The sequence below is a fragment of the Roseomonas gilardii genome, from assembly GCF_001941945.1.
Taxonomy (GTDB): Bacteria; Pseudomonadota; Alphaproteobacteria; order Acetobacterales; family Acetobacteraceae; genus Roseomonas.
This window is the reverse complement of sequence record NZ_CP015583.1, coordinates 3,391,518-3,405,915: the sequence shown is the minus strand read 5'-3', so window position 1 is coordinate 3,405,915 and position 14,398 is coordinate 3,391,518. Positions and strand designations below refer to the sequence as shown.

Annotated in this window: 15 protein-coding genes; 9 read left to right on the top strand and 6 right to left on the bottom strand. The window is 69.5% G+C overall.

Annotation, left to right across the window (positions count from 1 at the left end):
* Positions 1 to 1,482 (bottom strand): DASS family sodium-coupled anion symporter, encoded by a 1,482-nt coding sequence (locus tag RGI145_RS15620; protein ID WP_075799076.1) that lies wholly within the window; start codon positions 1,480 to 1,482, stop codon positions 1 to 3.
* Positions 1,483 to 1,830: 348 nt separating this feature from the next.
* Between RGI145_RS15620 and RGI145_RS15615 the strand changes: the two genes are divergently transcribed.
* The 3 genes from RGI145_RS15615 (at position 1,831) to RGI145_RS26085 (ending at position 4,397) form a co-directional block, all read left to right on the top strand.
* Positions 1,831 to 3,255 carry a M20 family metallopeptidase gene (locus RGI145_RS15615; protein WP_075799075.1) on the top strand — a complete coding sequence of 475 codons (1,425 nt, stop codon included), beginning with the start codon at positions 1,831 to 1,833 and terminating at the stop codon, positions 3,253 to 3,255.
* Between the two features lie 135 nt (positions 3,256 to 3,390).
* Entirely contained in the window at positions 3,391 to 3,672 is a 282-nt protein-coding gene (locus RGI145_RS15610) for a PGPGW domain-containing protein (protein ID WP_075799074.1), read from the top strand.
* On the top strand, positions 3,672 to 4,397 hold the full coding sequence (locus RGI145_RS26085) for a 3-keto-5-aminohexanoate cleavage protein (protein ID WP_075799073.1): 726 nt from the start codon (positions 3,672 to 3,674) through the stop codon (positions 4,395 to 4,397). The genes RGI145_RS15610 and RGI145_RS26085 overlap by 1 nt, the downstream gene beginning before the upstream one ends.
* 57 nt (positions 4,398 to 4,454) lie before the next feature.
* Here the strand turns inward: RGI145_RS26085 and RGI145_RS15600 are convergent, their stop codons facing one another.
* The gene (locus RGI145_RS15600) at positions 4,455 to 4,874 is read right to left on the bottom strand and encodes a secondary thiamine-phosphate synthase enzyme YjbQ (RefSeq protein WP_075799072.1); all 420 of its coding nucleotides are present in this window, start codon (positions 4,872 to 4,874) and stop codon (positions 4,455 to 4,457) included.
* 17 nt (positions 4,875 to 4,891) lie between these two features.
* Complete coding sequence (locus RGI145_RS15595; protein ID WP_075799071.1) at positions 4,892 to 5,341, bottom strand: PACE efflux transporter; 450 nt, start codon at positions 5,339 to 5,341, stop codon at positions 4,892 to 4,894.
* Positions 5,342 to 5,440: 99 nt separating this feature from the next.
* Here RGI145_RS15595 and RGI145_RS15590 point away from each other — a divergent pair, with 99 nt between their 5' ends.
* Entirely contained in the window at positions 5,441 to 6,337 is an 897-nt protein-coding gene (locus RGI145_RS15590) for a LysR family transcriptional regulator (protein ID WP_075799070.1), read from the top strand.
* Positions 6,338 to 6,455: 118 nt separating this feature from the next.
* Positions 6,456 to 6,782 (top strand): plasmid stabilization protein, encoded by a 327-nt coding sequence (locus RGI145_RS15585; RefSeq protein ID WP_075799069.1) that lies wholly within the window; start codon positions 6,456 to 6,458, stop codon positions 6,780 to 6,782.
* A 96-nt stretch (positions 6,783 to 6,878) separates the two neighbouring features.
* On the opposite strand, the gene RGI145_RS15580 is transcribed toward RGI145_RS15585, so the two are convergent.
* Entirely contained in the window at positions 6,879 to 8,570 is a 1,692-nt protein-coding gene (locus RGI145_RS15580) for an ATP-binding protein (protein ID WP_075799068.1), read from the bottom strand.
* A gap of 80 nt (positions 8,571 to 8,650) precedes the next feature.
* Positions 8,651 to 9,568, bottom strand: a complete 918-nt coding sequence (locus RGI145_RS15575; protein WP_075799067.1) for a LysR family transcriptional regulator — start codon at positions 9,566 to 9,568, stop codon at positions 8,651 to 8,653.
* Positions 9,569 to 9,728: 160 nt separating this feature from the next.
* Between RGI145_RS15575 and pcaH the strand changes: the two genes are divergently transcribed.
* Positions 9,729 to 10,499, top strand: a complete 771-nt coding sequence (gene pcaH / locus RGI145_RS15570) for a protocatechuate 3,4-dioxygenase subunit beta (protein ID WP_145144974.1) — start codon at positions 9,729 to 9,731, stop codon at positions 10,497 to 10,499.
* A 5-nt stretch (positions 10,500 to 10,504) separates the two neighbouring features.
* Positions 10,505 to 11,146, top strand: coding sequence for a protocatechuate 3,4-dioxygenase subunit alpha (pcaG, locus tag RGI145_RS15565; RefSeq protein WP_075799066.1), 642 nt, complete (start codon positions 10,505 to 10,507; stop codon positions 11,144 to 11,146).
* 705 nt (positions 11,147 to 11,851) lie between these two features.
* Here the strand turns inward: pcaG and RGI145_RS25140 are convergent.
* The gene (locus RGI145_RS25140) at positions 11,852 to 12,061 is read right to left on the bottom strand and encodes a hypothetical protein (protein ID WP_156878564.1); all 210 of its coding nucleotides are present in this window, start codon (positions 12,059 to 12,061) and stop codon (positions 11,852 to 11,854) included.
* Between the two features lie 377 nt (positions 12,062 to 12,438).
* Here RGI145_RS25140 and RGI145_RS15560 point away from each other — a divergent pair, with 377 nt between their 5' ends.
* Both RGI145_RS15560 and RGI145_RS15555 read left to right on the top strand, forming a co-directional pair.
* Complete coding sequence (locus RGI145_RS15560) at positions 12,439 to 13,533, top strand: ABC transporter substrate-binding protein (protein WP_075799065.1); 1,095 nt, start codon at positions 12,439 to 12,441, stop codon at positions 13,531 to 13,533.
* Positions 13,530 to 14,378: an ABC transporter permease gene (locus RGI145_RS15555; RefSeq protein WP_156878563.1), complete on the top strand. Its 849-nt coding sequence runs from the start codon at positions 13,530 to 13,532 to the stop codon at positions 14,376 to 14,378. Before RGI145_RS15560 ends, RGI145_RS15555 begins: the two co-directional genes overlap by 4 nt.
* The last annotated feature ends 20 nt before the right edge of the window (positions 14,379 to 14,398 follow it).

Sequence of the window (14,398 nt, the reverse complement as noted above, 5' to 3'; positions counted from 1 at the left end):
TCACAGCACTCCCATCATCGGCCAGAGGGTGACGGACAGCAGCCAGATCAGCGCGAGGCCCACCACGGTCATCACCACGCCGACCTTGGCGAACTGGATCGTGCTGAAGGCGCCGGTGCCGTAGCAGAGCATGTTCTGCGGCGCGTTGGTCGGCAGGATGAAGCCGAAGGACACCACGAAGCTCTGGATCAGCACGATGCCGAAAGCGGCCTGCGGGCCGAAGGGCAGGGTCTGGGTGAAGGCGATCATGATCGGGATCAGCGTGCTGGCCAGCCCGGTCGCCGAGGCGAAGCCCAGATGCAGCACGACGGAGAAGACCGAGAGCGCCAGCACCACATTGGCCACGGCCATGCCGCCCAGGCCGAGCTGGCCCAGCGTCACCCCCGCCAGCCAGGCGGCGGCGCCGGTGCGGGACAGCAGCAGGCCCAGCGAGATGCCGGCCGCGAAGAGCACGACCGTACCCCAGGGAACCAGCTTCTCCGCCTGCGACCAGTTCATGACGCCGATACGCGGCATCAGCAGCAGCGCGATGCCGAGCTGCGTGGTGGTGGTGGTGTCGAGCGGGTGCAGCCAGCCCTCGGTGGACCAGAGGACGAGCAGCAGGAAGGCGACCAGCATCAGCCGCTTCTCCGCCGGGCTGACGGGGCCGAGCTTGTCCAGCTCCGCCCGCAGCAGGCGCTGTGCCTCGCCCGCCTCGGGCACCTGGGGGCGCAGCATCAGCAGCGCCACGACGAACATCGTGACGCACATGCCGATGGTGAAGGGCAGGGCGGTGATGAACCAGTGGCCCCAGGAGATGTTGACGCCGAAGGCCTTCTGCATGAAGTCCAGGCTGATCAGGTTCTGCGCCGCGCCGGTCTTGATGCCGATGTTGAAGACCGAGCAGATCATGGCGGTGACGATCATCAGCGTGGCGCCCAGGCTGCTCGCGACGGGCAGGCCTAGGGCGGTGACGATGCCCACCATGATCGGGATCACCGCGCCGACGCGGGCGGTGGCGGAGGGGATGAAGAGCGCCAGCACGAAGCCCACCACCATCGCCCCGATGATCAGACGCGCGGGCGAGATGCCGACCTTCGACATGACCAGCAGCGCCACGCGACGATCGAGGCCGGTGAGCTTCAGCGCCACCGCCAGGAACAGCGCGCCCGCCACCAGCAGCACGGCGGAGGAGGAATAGCCCGTGAGCATCACCGCCAGGGCGCTGGAGGAGGTCATGGGCGCCCCGCCCTCGGTCAGCGGATGGCCCATCAGCCCCAGCACGGCCATGCCGGTCAGCACGATGGCGCTAGCGGCGGGCGAGACGCATTCGCTGATCCAGAGGATGATCACCAGTGCCAGCAGCCCGAGCGCCACCTGCCCGGAGGCGGTGAGGCCGGCCGGCGTCGGCAGCATCAGGATGACGGCATAGACGACCAGCGCGAAGGCAAGGAAGGCGAGCTTGCGGTTCGAGGTCGGTTCCGCCGGTGATGAGAGAAGCATGGAAGACTCCCGGTCCTGTTCGGCAAGGGCGATGCTGGCCTGCTGGTGGGATTGGTCAACATGACTTCGGCAGTTCTGCATGGCCGTGGGACATATTTACCATGCGGCATGGGTATTACTGATGTTTTTCCTGTGATCGCTTGTTCCGTGTGAATGTTTCTTGATCTGCCGCAAGGACGGATGGTGCCGGATGCGCGAACCTGCCCCTCTTTTCCGCCACGCGGCCGCCTGTCCCCTCCCGGCTTTCCCCCTCTTCTCCCGGCGACCCGAAGGGAGCAGATTGCGCCCTCTTCGGGAATAACCGCCGGGGAACCCGCATCCCCGGGATCATGGAATGGTGGCAGGCTCATGCAGAACGGCGAGGACATCTGGCGTCTGGTCGAGGCGAAGCGCGAGGAATTCGCCGGGCTGAGCGACCGCGTCTGGGACACGCCCGAGCTGAACTATGCCGAGCGCCGCTCCGCCGCCGCCCATGCCGAGATGCTGGAACGGCAGGGCTTCCGCATCACCCGCGACGTGGCGGGCATCCCGACGGCGGTGATGGGGGAGGCGGGCGAGGACGGCCCGGTGATCGCCATCCTGGGCGAGTACGACGCCCTGCCCGGGCTGAGCCAGGAGGCCGGGGTGGCCGAGCCGCGCCCGGTCGAGGGGCAGGAGGGCAAGGGCCATGGCTGCGGCCACAACCTGCTGGGCGCCGCCTCGCTGCTCGCCGCCACGGCGGTGAAGGACTGGCTGGCGGAGAACGGGATCAAGGGCCGCGTGCGCTACTATGGCTGCCCTGCCGAGGAAGGCGGTTCCGCCAAGGGCTTCATGGTGCGTGGCGGCGCTTTCGACGACGTGGACATCGCCATCTGCTGGCACCCGGCACCCTTCTCCGGCGTGACCAAGCCGGTCTCGCTGGCCTGCATGGAGATCGACTTCACCTTCCTGGGACGCTCCTCCCATGCCGCCGCCGCGCCGGAACTCGGCCGCTCGGCGCTGGATGCGGTGGAGCTGATGAATGTCGGCGTGAACTACATGCGCGAGCACATGCCGGATGGCGCGCGCGTGCACTACGCGCTCCAGGATGCCGGCGGCATCGCGCCGAACGTGGTGCAGGGCAAGGCGCGCGTGCGCTATCTCGTGCGCGGCAAGACCCTGCCGGAGATGCAGGCCCTGGTGGCTCGCGTGAAGAAGATCGCCGAGGGCGCCGCGCTGATGACCGAGACCAAGGTCTCGCACCAGGTGCTGAGCGCCGACGCCAACCTCGTCGGCAACACGCCGCTGGAACAGGCGATGAACGCCAACTATGAGCGCCTCGGCCCGCCCCGCTTCGACGAGGCGGACAAGGCCTTCGCGCGCGAGATCCAGAAGACCCTGACGGCCGAGGAGATCGCCGCCACCTACCGCCGCGCCGGCATCCCGCCGATCCCCGGCGAGGCGCTGTGCGAACGCATCGTGCCGCTCGATGCGCCGGAGCCCAAGAGCTTCGGCTCCACCGATGTGGGCACGGTGAGCTGGGTGGTTCCGACGGTGCAGGCGCGCGGCGCCACCTATGCCGTGGGCACGCCGGGGCATTCCTGGCAGCTCACGGCCCAGGGCAAGACCCCGGCCGCGCACAAGGGCCTGGAGCATGTGGCCAAGATCATGGCGGGCACCGCCCTGGACGCGCTGCGCGACCCCACGCTGATCGAGAAGGCCAAGGCCGACCATCGGGCCCGTCTGGCGGAAACGCCCTTCGTCAACCCGATCCCCGACGACGTGCAGCCCCCGCTCTCCATGGCCGGCCACTGAGCGCTCCTCCGGCGGCGGGGAACCCGCACCCCGGATGATGCCCCGCCGCCATTGCAGGATGGCGCTTCCGCACCAAACTGGGCTGGCTCGGGGCGCCCGGAGGGCGGGTGCCCCGAGCCGGGCAGGAGGCGAAGCATGGTGGTTCTGCGGCCGAGCGCGGCGCGCAAGGCGACAGGGTGGAGCCTCCTGGCCCTGGGCGTGCTGGGCTGTGTCCTGCCCTTCCTGCAGGGCTTCCTGTTCCTGGCGCTGGGCCTGTTCGTGCTGCGTGACCAGCACGGCTGGGCGGCCCGGGGGTGGGACAAGGTGGCCCGGCGCTGGCCCGGGGCGGTGGGGAAGGTGGAAGGGCTGGAGGGACGGATGAGCGATCGCTTCAAGGGCTGGAAGCAGCGGGCCGGGCGCCTGCTGGGGCGCCGCTGATGCGGATCCAGGCCTGCCTGAACGGGGCCCGCCCGGTCGGCTTCCATCCCGGCCTGCCGCTCGGCGAGGCGGAGGTGGCCCGCGATGCCGCCGCCTGCGCCGAGGCCGGGGCCGTGGCGCTGCACCTGCATCCGCGCAACACCCGGCTGGTGGAAAGCCTGGCCCCCGAGGCCATCCGTAGCGCGGTGATGGCGGCGCGGCTGTCCGGGCTCCCGGTCTCGGTCTCCACCGGGGCCTGGATCGCCGGCGACGATGCCCGGCGGCGCGCCATGATCGCCTCCTGGGCGCTGCTGGGCGAAGGACGGCCCGAGGAGGCGTCCGTCAACCTGTCCGAACCCGATGCCCCCGCGGTGATCGATGCCCTGCACGCCTCGGGCATCGGGGTGGAGGCGGGGCTGGCCTCCGTCCAGGACACGGACCGCTTCCTGGCGCTGGACCGGGGCTGCCGGCGGGTGCTGGTGGAAATCCCGGACCTGCCGCCGGACCGGGCCGTGCCGCTGGCGAAGGCCATCCTGGCCCGGCTGGACGCCGCTGGCCATGGGGCGGAGCGCCAGTTGCATGGCGAGGGACGGTCGGTCTGGCCCTGCTTTGACCTCGCCGCCGAACTGGGCCTGATGGCCCGGCTGGGCCTGGAGGACGGGGCGGAACTGCCGGACGGGCGGCAGGCCGACGGCAATGTGGCGCTGATCCGGGCCGGGCTGGCCCGCGCCGCCCAGTGGGCGTGACGGCGGCCCCGGCGCGTCGCTGACCAAGGGGGCAGGGCGGCCGCACCCCGCCGGGGATCACTCCCCGATCAGGTGCAGCACCACCTCCCTCCGGTGCGGCGCCGCCCGGTGCTCGAACAGGTGGATCCCCTGCCACATGCCCAGGACCGGCCGCCCATCGGCGACCGGCACGGAAAGCTGGGTCTGCGTCAGCGCGGCGCGCAGATGCGCCGGCATGTCGTCGGGCCCCTCCTCGTCATGCCGGTACAGGCCCCGCGCCTCCGGTGCGATCCGCCGGAAGAAGGCTTCCAGGTCGGCCCGCGCATCCGGTGAGGCATTCTCCTGCACCAGCAGGGATGCCGAGGTGTGCCGGCACCAGAGGGTAAGGAGCCCGGTCGCGATCCCCTGGCCCGTCACCCAGCGGCGGATGGGGGCGGTGATCTCGACCAGTCCGGCACCGGGGGTCTCGACCAGGAGGGTATGGAGGGCCTGCCGCATGTCACTGTCCCACGAGGTCAGGCCCGGGCCGGCAGGCCGTCCGCCCGCGCCCGCCGCTCCGGGATCGGGAAGATCCGGTCATAGGCCAGGTTGAAGACGAAGGCATAGGCCACATAGAAGCCCGCGATCGCGATATCCATGACGAAGGCCTCCACCAGGCTGATGCCGAGATACCAGGCGATGGCCGGCAGCAGCACCACCAGCAGCCCGGCCTCGAACAGGATGGCGTGCAGGACGCGCAGCGGCAGCGTCTTCTCCACCCGCCCCCGCAGGGCCAGCATCGCCCGGTCGAAGCCCAGGTTGTAGACGTAGTTCCAGATCGCCGCGGCGAAGACGCTGCCGACGCCGATGACCCCCATCTTCTCGACCGGCAGGCCGAAGAGCCAGGAGCCCAGCGGCAGGACCAGGGCGAGGCCGACGATCTCGAACAGGATGGTGTGACGGATGCGATCCGCTGTGCTGCGCATGGAGGAACCTTTGTGCGGCTGGCGTTGTTGCGGGGTTTCTATCGCTTTTCCTTCCATGGCAAAGTTGGTTGCCATCGTCTTGGGCGATAGATCGCAGCCATGACCGTTTCCCTCGACCAGCTCCAGGCCTTCGTGGCCGCCGCCGAGACCGGCTCCTTTTCTGCTGCCGCCCGGAAGCTCCGCCGGGCGCAGTCGGTGGTCAGCACCCATGTCGCCAATCTGGAGACCGATCTCGGGCTGGAGCTCTTCCGCCGCGAGGGCCGCAACCCGAGCCTGACCCGCGCCGGCCAGCGGCTGCTGCAGGAGGCAAGGGTGGTGCTGGAGCGGCGGGAACACCTGATCGGCGTGGCGCGCAGCCTGGAGGAAGCGGTGGAGGACCGCCTGGTCCTCGCCATCGACGAGCTTTATCCGGAGAACGCGCTCGGCAGCCTCTTCGCCGATTTCGCCCGGCACTTCCCCTTCGTGGAGCTGGAGATCCTCTTCTCGCTCATGGAGGATGTCAGCCAGCTCGTGCTGGAAGGGAAGGCTGATCTCGGCATCCAGTGGCGGCCGGAGGTGCTGCCGACCGAACTGGGTTTCCACACGCTGGGCTGGGTGCCGCTGAAGCTGGTCTGCGGCCGCGACCACCCCCTGGCCAAGGAGCGGGTGGAATGGGAGGAGCTGAAGCGCCACCGCCAGATCATGCTCGCCACCCGCAGCGAGAGCCGGGAGAAGAGCCGGCTGCGCGTCGCGGCCGAGGTCTGGTGGGTGGAAAGCCACTGGGTGATCCTGGAATTCGTGAAGCATGGCATCGGCTGGGCCTTCGCCTCCGACCACGTGATCGCCGCCTCCCCGGCGGCGCCGGACCTCGTCACGCCGGAACTCCAGTTCGACCGCGGCGACTGGCCCGTGGCGCTGGAGATGGTCTGGCACAAGCAGCGCCGCTCCGGCCCCGCCGCCGCCTGGCTGCGGCAGAGGCTGGCGGCCGAGCGCATCGGGGCGCGGGCCCCGGCCTGAGGGGCTTCCGGCAGCCGATCAGGATCGCCGCCTGTGTGGGAGGCGCAGCCATCCGGCGGCCGGCACGTTTCCTCACCGGGCGGAGGTCATCGGGCCGCCGGATGCAGGGAGATGCGGGATGGCAACGGGACGCGGCAGCAAGGACGCATACACGGACAAGCAGAAGCGCCAGGCCGAGCATATCGAGGAAGGCTACGAGCACCGCGGCGTGCCGGAGAAGGAGGCCGAGGCGCGGGCCTGGGCCACGGTGAACAAGCAGGATGGCGGCGGCAAGAAGAGCGGTTCGGGGCGCGGCCACGCGGTTTCGCACGAGCCCTCGCACAAGGGCGGCCATCTGGGCGGCAAAGCCTCGGCCTCCCGCCCGGCCAGCGAGCGCTCGGCCTCCGCCAAAAAGGCCGCGGAAACCCGGCGCCGGAACGCGGAACACGGAACGCAGCACCACTGAAACGTCACCCGTCGCGCCGGGGCCGTGGCGGCCGTCCGGCTTGGCGGGGCCATCGCTCCCCGGGGATGCGGCACCCCCGGGGAAGCAGCGTGGCGGCTATTCCGCCGCCGGTACGGCCAGCACGCTCTGGCGGAAGCTCTCCTGCGCCTCGGTGAGGCCGGCATGCACGTCGTCGGCCGCCAGGGTCAGGCTCTCCGCGGACAGCAGCACCCGCAACTGTCCATCATTCCATTCGCGCGGGCGCCCGCGCTTGGCCAGCCCATGGACCAGTGCGCGTGCCACCCGCATGACCAGGCTGCGCTCCGCGATCTCGGTCGCGGCGGCCTGCACCGCCGGGGCGACCTCCTCGCTGTCCTCGCTGCCGGTCAGCATGGCGGCCATCACCGCCACCGCCGGATAGGTCAGGTTGATGTGGAGCTGGTGGCTCTCCGGATAGTAGCAGGCGGCGCGGAAGGTCAGCCCGGCATCGGCCACCTCGGTGGCCCCGCGCAGCAGGAACAGGGCCGGCGCGGTCTCGATCACCACCGGGCGGGGGGCTGGCGTCGCCACCGGCGTCGCGGGCGGCGGCATGTCCTCCGTGCGCGGGCGGGGCGGGCGGCGGCGGGCGACGCCCAGGCTCCGCAGCAGTTCCCCCATCTCCTGCTGCGCCTCGGCCACCAGGGCGGCGGAAGGCGAGCTGCCGGCCAGGATCTCCTTCAGCCAGCCCGGCTGGTGCTCGGCGATGAGGGGCGCGAAATCGGCCAGCCGCACCTGTGCCTGCGCGCCGCCGCGATAGCGCAGGAACTCGCGATAGCCCTCCGCCTGGACCGGATGATCCGGCGGCAACTCCACCAGGATGGAGACATGCCGCGCGCCCACCGGCACGCCGAAGCTCGGTGCCTCGCGCCGCCACTGCGCGCCGCGCAGCACCGCGAAGATCTCGTCGCGGAAGACGATGCCGGCCATGCCCTCCGCATTCTCCAGCCCGGAGGACTGGCTGAGATTGGCCCCCGGCTTGTCCGGATGCGGGGCGTCATAGGCGTAGTGGATCGCGACGCCGTCCGGCAGCGCCACGCGCTCGTAATGCGGCAGGGCCGCGAGGCGCTGTTCCAGGCTGCGCAGCGCATAGCTGGCGGTGACCGGATGGATGCCGGGCTGCAGCGTCACGGCACCGCCGGGCAGGAAGCGGAAGTAGCGGCCGCCGATGGTCTCGATGAGCCAGTTGGCCGGGCTGCGCGGATGGCCGTCGAAGGGATCGGCCACGGTGTCCTGCTCCGCCCGGTTGCCGAGCAGCACCACCTCGGTCCAGTCGCTTGCGGTGTCCCGGCCCTCGGCCTGGGCCAGGGCGGTGACCTCGACGATCTCGGTCAGGCGTCCGTCCGGGCCGGGCTGGTGCAGGCGCCCATAGGTGCCGCCCCGCTTGCCCAGCACCACCTCATGCACCACCCCGTCGCGGCAGGAGCGGTAGCGCATCCCGTGCTGGTTGGAGGGCAGCGAGGCCACCTTGGCGCCCATGCCGAAATTGGCATCGAGCCCGTTCACCTTGTTGATCGAGGCGGCGATGTCGCACATCCGGTAGAGTTCCGCCGCGGTCAGCCCCCGCCCGGCATTCCACAGCGCCAGCTTGCGCGCCCCGTCGACCGTCAGGGCCGAGAACTCCACGCGCCGTTCCCCGTCCGGCGCGCTCTGCGCCGCCTCCAGCGCGTTCTGCAGCAGTTCCCGGATCATCATCGACTTCGGGCACCGCTCGATCATGGCCGCGACCAGGAAGTCTTCGTTGCCGACCCGCAGCCTCGTGATGGTGCTCATCTCAGCCATGTCCACCTATGGTTGCTGCGACGCATCATACACAACAGGAATGAGAGTATCGAGGGTTGATTCAACCTTCGTTAACTGATGACTTCCGGTTGTGGAAAGGCAGTCCCATCCTGCGGCAGCTGGGCCAGAAAGCGCAGCTTCAGGGGCGAGGTATCGGCCGGTCGGTGCACGATGGCGAGGTCGGTATGCGCCTCGCTCCCTTCCAGCTCCAGAAGGGCCACCCCCGCCATCCCGACCCGCCGCAGGACCGCCGGCACCAGGCTGACCCCGAAGCCGGCGGCCACCAGCCCCAGGATGCTGGTGGCATTGTTCACCCGCAGCTCGATCCGGGGCGCGAACCCGGCCTCCCGGCAAAGCTGCCAGAGCCGGTGGCCGAGCCCCATGCCATGCGGGTCACGCAGGGCGATGAAGGGCTGTTCCGCCAGTGCCGCCAGCGGCAGCGGACGGGGCAGGCGCTCGGCCAGGGAGAGCGGCACCGCCGCCAGTAACGCATCCCGGCTGAAATGCCGGGCCTGGTACTCGGGCGGCAGGCCTCCCACCGGCTCCCGCACCACGGCCAGATCCAGGCGCCGCTGTTCCAGGGCCGGAAGCTGGTCCTGCACCGAGATTTCCTGCAGGTCGATCCGCGCATCGGGCACGGAACGGCGGAAGGCCGAAAGCAGGGTGGGCAGTTCCGGCCCCAGCATGGCGGTGTTCACATAGCCGATGCTGATCTCGCCGAGCTCGCCCCGGGCAGCACGGCGGGCGACATACACCGCCCGCGCCTCCTGCTCCAGCGCCGCCACGGCTTCGGGCAGGAAGGCAGCCCCCGCCTCGGTCAGGGCGATGCCGCGCCCGACCCGGCGCAGCAGCCGTGCTCCCACCGTTTGCTCCAGAGCCCGGATCTGCTGGCTGAGGGCGGGCTGCGCGATGCCGAGGCGCTCGGCGGCACGCCCGATATGCAGTTCCCGGGCGGCGGTGACGAAACATTCGAAGCGGCGATTGGTCATCCCGGGACATTCATAACTTATAACTTATGGATTCCGCGAGTCTGCCTCGTTGATCCCCGGACGCCACAGGTGCAAGCCTGCGCCTCGAACCGGCGTCCGCCGACGGCGACCGGCGGGGCTCCGCAGCCCCGGAACAGAAGCAACCAGCAGGGAGGCGTCGATGCCCGACGGCCACAAGCAATTGCTGAACCGCGACAGCCTGCGGCGCGCCGCGGCGCCGGAATTCATGATGCGCAACCGCGCCATCCATCCGCCGGCCTATACGCCCACCTACAAGACCAGCGTCGCCCGCTCCCCCCGCTGGCCGCTGCTCTCGCTGCAGAACTCGCTCTCCGAGGTGACCGGGCCGGTCTTCGGCCATGGCGATATCGGCGAGCTGGATAACGACCTGATCCTGAACTACGCCAAGACGGGCGAGCCGATCGGCGAGCGCACCATCGTCCATGGCCGCGTGGTGGACGAGAACGGCCGCGGCGTCGGCGGCGCGCTGGTGGAGTTCTGGCAGGCCAATGCCGGCGGCCGCTACCGCCACAAGAACGACACCTACCTCGCCCCCATCGACCCGAATTTCGGCGGCTGCGGCCGCACCGTGACGGATGCGGACGGCTACTACGTGTTCCGGACGGTCAAGCCGGGCGCCTATCCCTTCCGCAACTACGTCAACAGCTGGCGCCCCGCGCATATCCACTTCTCGCTCTTCGGCAGCGGCTTCGCGCAGCGCCTGATCACCCAGATGTATTTCGAGGGCGACCCGCTGATCCCGCACGACCAGATCCTGGGCACCGTCCCGGACCTGGCGGCCCGCGACCGCCTGATCGCGCGCCTGGACATGAACGCCGGCGTGCCGCTGGACTCCCTGGCCTACCGCTTCGACATCGTCCTGCGCGGCCAGCGCTCCACGCTCTTCGAGAACAAGCTGCAGGGGAACTGAGCGCCATGTTCAACGTCAACGCCCCGGCCTCCTTCCTCCAGGAAACGCCGTCCCAGACCGCCGGCCCCTATGTGCATATCGGGCTGATCCCGCACCAGGCTGGCTTCGACATCTTCGAGAAGGACTTCAGCAACACGCTGGTGACGCCCGAGACCGAGGGCGAGCGCATCACCATCGAGGGGCGCGTCATCGACGGCACCGGCTCGATCTGCAAGGACATCCTGCTGGAGATCTGGCAGGCCAATGCCGCCGGCAAGTACGCCCATGAGGCCGACCAGCAGGACAAGCCGGTGGACCCGGCCTTCCGTGGCTGGGGCCGCACCGGCACGGCCTTCGACACCGGCGTCTATACCTTCGAGACGATCAAGCCCGGCAAGGTCGCCGGCCGCTCGGGCCGGGGCGAGATGGCGCCGCATGTCAGCTTCTGGATCGCCGCGCGCGGCATCAATATCGGCCTGAGCACCCGCATGTACTTCTCCGACGAGGAGGAGGCGAACAAGAAGGACCCGGTGCTCAACATCATCGAGCAGGCGGAGCGTCGGAAGACCCTGATCGCGCAGCGTTCCGAACGCGACGGCAAGGTGGTCTACACCTTCGACATCCGCCTCCAGGGCGGCGCGGACGAGACCGTCTTCTTCGACGTCTGACCCCAGGTGGCGGCCTGCGCAGCCATTCCCAACCGGGATGGCTGCGCTGCCCGTCCCGTGTATCCAGCGGGAGAAGGTCCATCATCCCCGTTGGATGGCGGCACCCTGTCCGGACCGGTTCCCGACGGCCGGCAGTCCCCTGTGATGCCACCCCTGCTCCAGGCTGAGCTGCCGGAACTTTCCGGACCGGTAGCACCCGCCCTCCCTGGAAAATCCTTCTTCTACAAGCGGATGCCTGACGATCGGGAAAGCGGTCGGAACTTGGCTGAGCGGAATTTCCGAGGCTCTCCCTTGCCTCCAGTGCGGTCGTTTCCGCATCCTGCCCTTCACCACCCGACATGCGCCCACATCAATGAAACGTCATGCTTCATGCGATTTTCTTGTGCCAGAAACGCATGGCTCACGGGCATCTGCCCGATTGATAGTTAGGATCATAATTTCATTCGTTCCCACCCCGTGCCGTGCTGAGGCATAGGGGCGTCGCCGCCGGGCAATCAGGCCCTGTGGCAGATTCAGGGAACGTCCCATGCTCGACCTTCTGAACCCCTCCATGCTCAGGCTCGCGACCGACCACCTCCTGTCCAAGCCGTTCTGGCTTGCCCTGGTGCAGGAGTGGTGGAAGGACGACGAGAAGCCCGCCTGCTGACCTATCCCGGGAAGCGCCTGCCCACGCCCCCCGCATCGTGGCGCGGGAGGGGTCGGCGGTCAGTGCCCCCGGGTGTCGGGCGCAGGGCGCCCCATGGCCAGCAAACGGTTCTGGAGATGCCGGATGGCCAGCATGGCGGCATCCGCTATGTCGTGGAGCGCCAGACGTGCCGGTCCTGTGACAGCGCTTCCAGCGCCGCGCAGTGCCTCATCGTGAATCTTCTGCTGGGTCAGAATCGCTTCGTTCAGGATTCGTGCTGCTTTCGGCATCCTTGCTCCGGGCCTGGAAGGATGTCAGAGCAGAACAAATTTTGATACAGAAGTCAAATTAGATAACAATTCTATCTTTAAGAGATTTTTCCTGCCGAACCACGAGGACAGGAAAAGCCTCCGCGCTGGGAGCGGCGATCTGCCCGCCCGCCGCGCCTCCTGCCTCCTCCCCACGCAGCCCGCCCGCCGCATCCGCCACCCTGGCAGCTCCGATCGTCGCCTCATCATCGCCGGAACCGGGGCGATGCCCTGTGCCCCGTTCCCGGCCACCGCCGGGATGACCCCGCCATGGCACCGGGATTGCTTGCTCCCCCGGCACGGACCGGATCGCCGCGGGTGAACTGTCCGGCCGTTCCGTCAGACAGAGGTGAGAGACCATGGGTCAGGAATTCGGGCAGGACTTGGCCATGCTCCTCGGAAGGCAGGGCACGCGGCGCCATCTGCTCGGCGCCGGCGCCCTCGGGGCCGGCAGCCTGCTGGCCGCGACCCTGGCCGGGCGAGGCGCCGCCCGGGCCGCGGTGCCGGAGGTCGTCCTGTGCAACTGGGGCGGCGATGCCGTGCCTGCCTTCACCAAGGCCTTCGTCGAACCCTACGAGAAGCGCACCGGCGGCAGGATGGTGATCGACGGCAGCGGCCCCACCAACGGCAAGATGCGCGCGATGGTCGAGGCCAATGCGGTGCGCTGGGACCTCTGCGACAGCGGCGTGACCGGGCTGGCCGAGCTCGCCGGGCGCAACCTGCTGGCCCCGATCGACTACGGCGTGGTGAGCAAGGCCGATGTGGTCCCGGAATTCGCCTATGAGTGCGGGGTCTGCAACTACATGTTCAGCAGCGTCATGGCCTGGGACAAGCAGCGGGTCCCCGGCACCCCGACGCTCGCCGATTTCTTCGACCTGAAGAAGTTCCCCGGCAAGCGCATGATCCGCAAGAACAGCCAGGCGATGCTGGAGATGGCCCTGCTCGCCGACGGCGTGCCGCGCGAGAAGCTCTATCCCCTCGACGTGAAGCGCGGCCTGGACAAGCTGGCCTCGATCAGGGACGCGCTCCTGACCTGGGACACCGGGGCGCAGAGCCAGAGCCTGCTGCGCGACGGAGAGGCCGTGATGGGCTGGCTCTGGCACACGCGCGCCTTCCTGCTGGGGCGGGAAACGCAGGGGCGCATCGCCTGGAACTTCCAGGACGGTGTGCTGCAGCCGGGGCTCTGGGTCGTGCCGCGCGGCAATCCCGCCGGCAGGCAGGCCATGGTCGCCATCGCCTCGATGCAGGAGCCGCCCGGCCAGGTCAGCCTGCTGGAAAGCATGTCCAACGGCCCCGCCAACCCGAAGGCCAGCGCCTTGGTGCCGCCGGAACTGCGCGAGGCCGATCCCGGCTCGCCGGCCAATGCGGCGGCGCAGGTGAAGATCAGCGCCGACTGGTACCGCGAGCACTATGGCGACAGCTACCGCCAGTTCATCGACATGATCTCGGCGTGAGGGGCGGCGCGGGATCGCGGGCCGGGCTGACCTACCAGCTCTTCCTGCTGCCGGCCCTGCTGCTGCTGTTCGGGGTCTATCTGCTGCCGCTGTCGCAGGTGCTGGTGATCAGCGTGACCGACCCGCGGCCGGGGCTGGGCAACTATGCCCAGCTCTGGAACAGCCCGGCCATCGGGCGGATGCTGCTCACCACGGCACGGATCTGCGCGGTCACGACTCTGGTCTCTCTCGTGCTCGGCTATGCCGTCGCCTATGTGCTGACGCAGTCGCCGGCGCGGCGGCAGCGGCTGATGCTGCTTTGCGTGCTGCTGCCGCTCTGGGTCTCGGTGCTGGCGCGCAGCTTCGCCTGGATGACGCTGCTGCGGCGGGAGGGGCTGGTGAACACCTGGCTGCAGGCGACGGGCCTCATCGCGCAGCCGCTGCCGCTGATGTGGAACGAGTTCGGCGTGGCGGTGGGCATGGTCCACTACATGCTGCCCTTCGCCATCCTGCCCATGGCGACGCAGATGCGGGGCATCAGCCCCGGCCTGCTCGCCGCGGCGCGCGGGCTGGGAGCCAGCCGGTCCCAGGTCTTCGCCTGGGTCTTCCTGCCGCTCAGCCTGCCCGGGGTGATCGGCGCCGGGGTGCTGGTGCTGATCTTCTCGCTGGGCTTCTACGTCACGCCGGCGCTGCTCGGGGGCGGCCGGGTGCTGATGGTGGCGGAATACATCAGCCTGCAGATCCAGGAGCTGCTGCGCTGGGGCACCGGCACGATGCTCGCCACCACGCTGATCCTGGTGATCGCGGCGCTGCTGCTGGCGCTGTCGCGGCTGGTCGACCTGCGCCAGCTCCTCGGTGCGAAGTGAGGGGGACGAAGTGAGGGCAG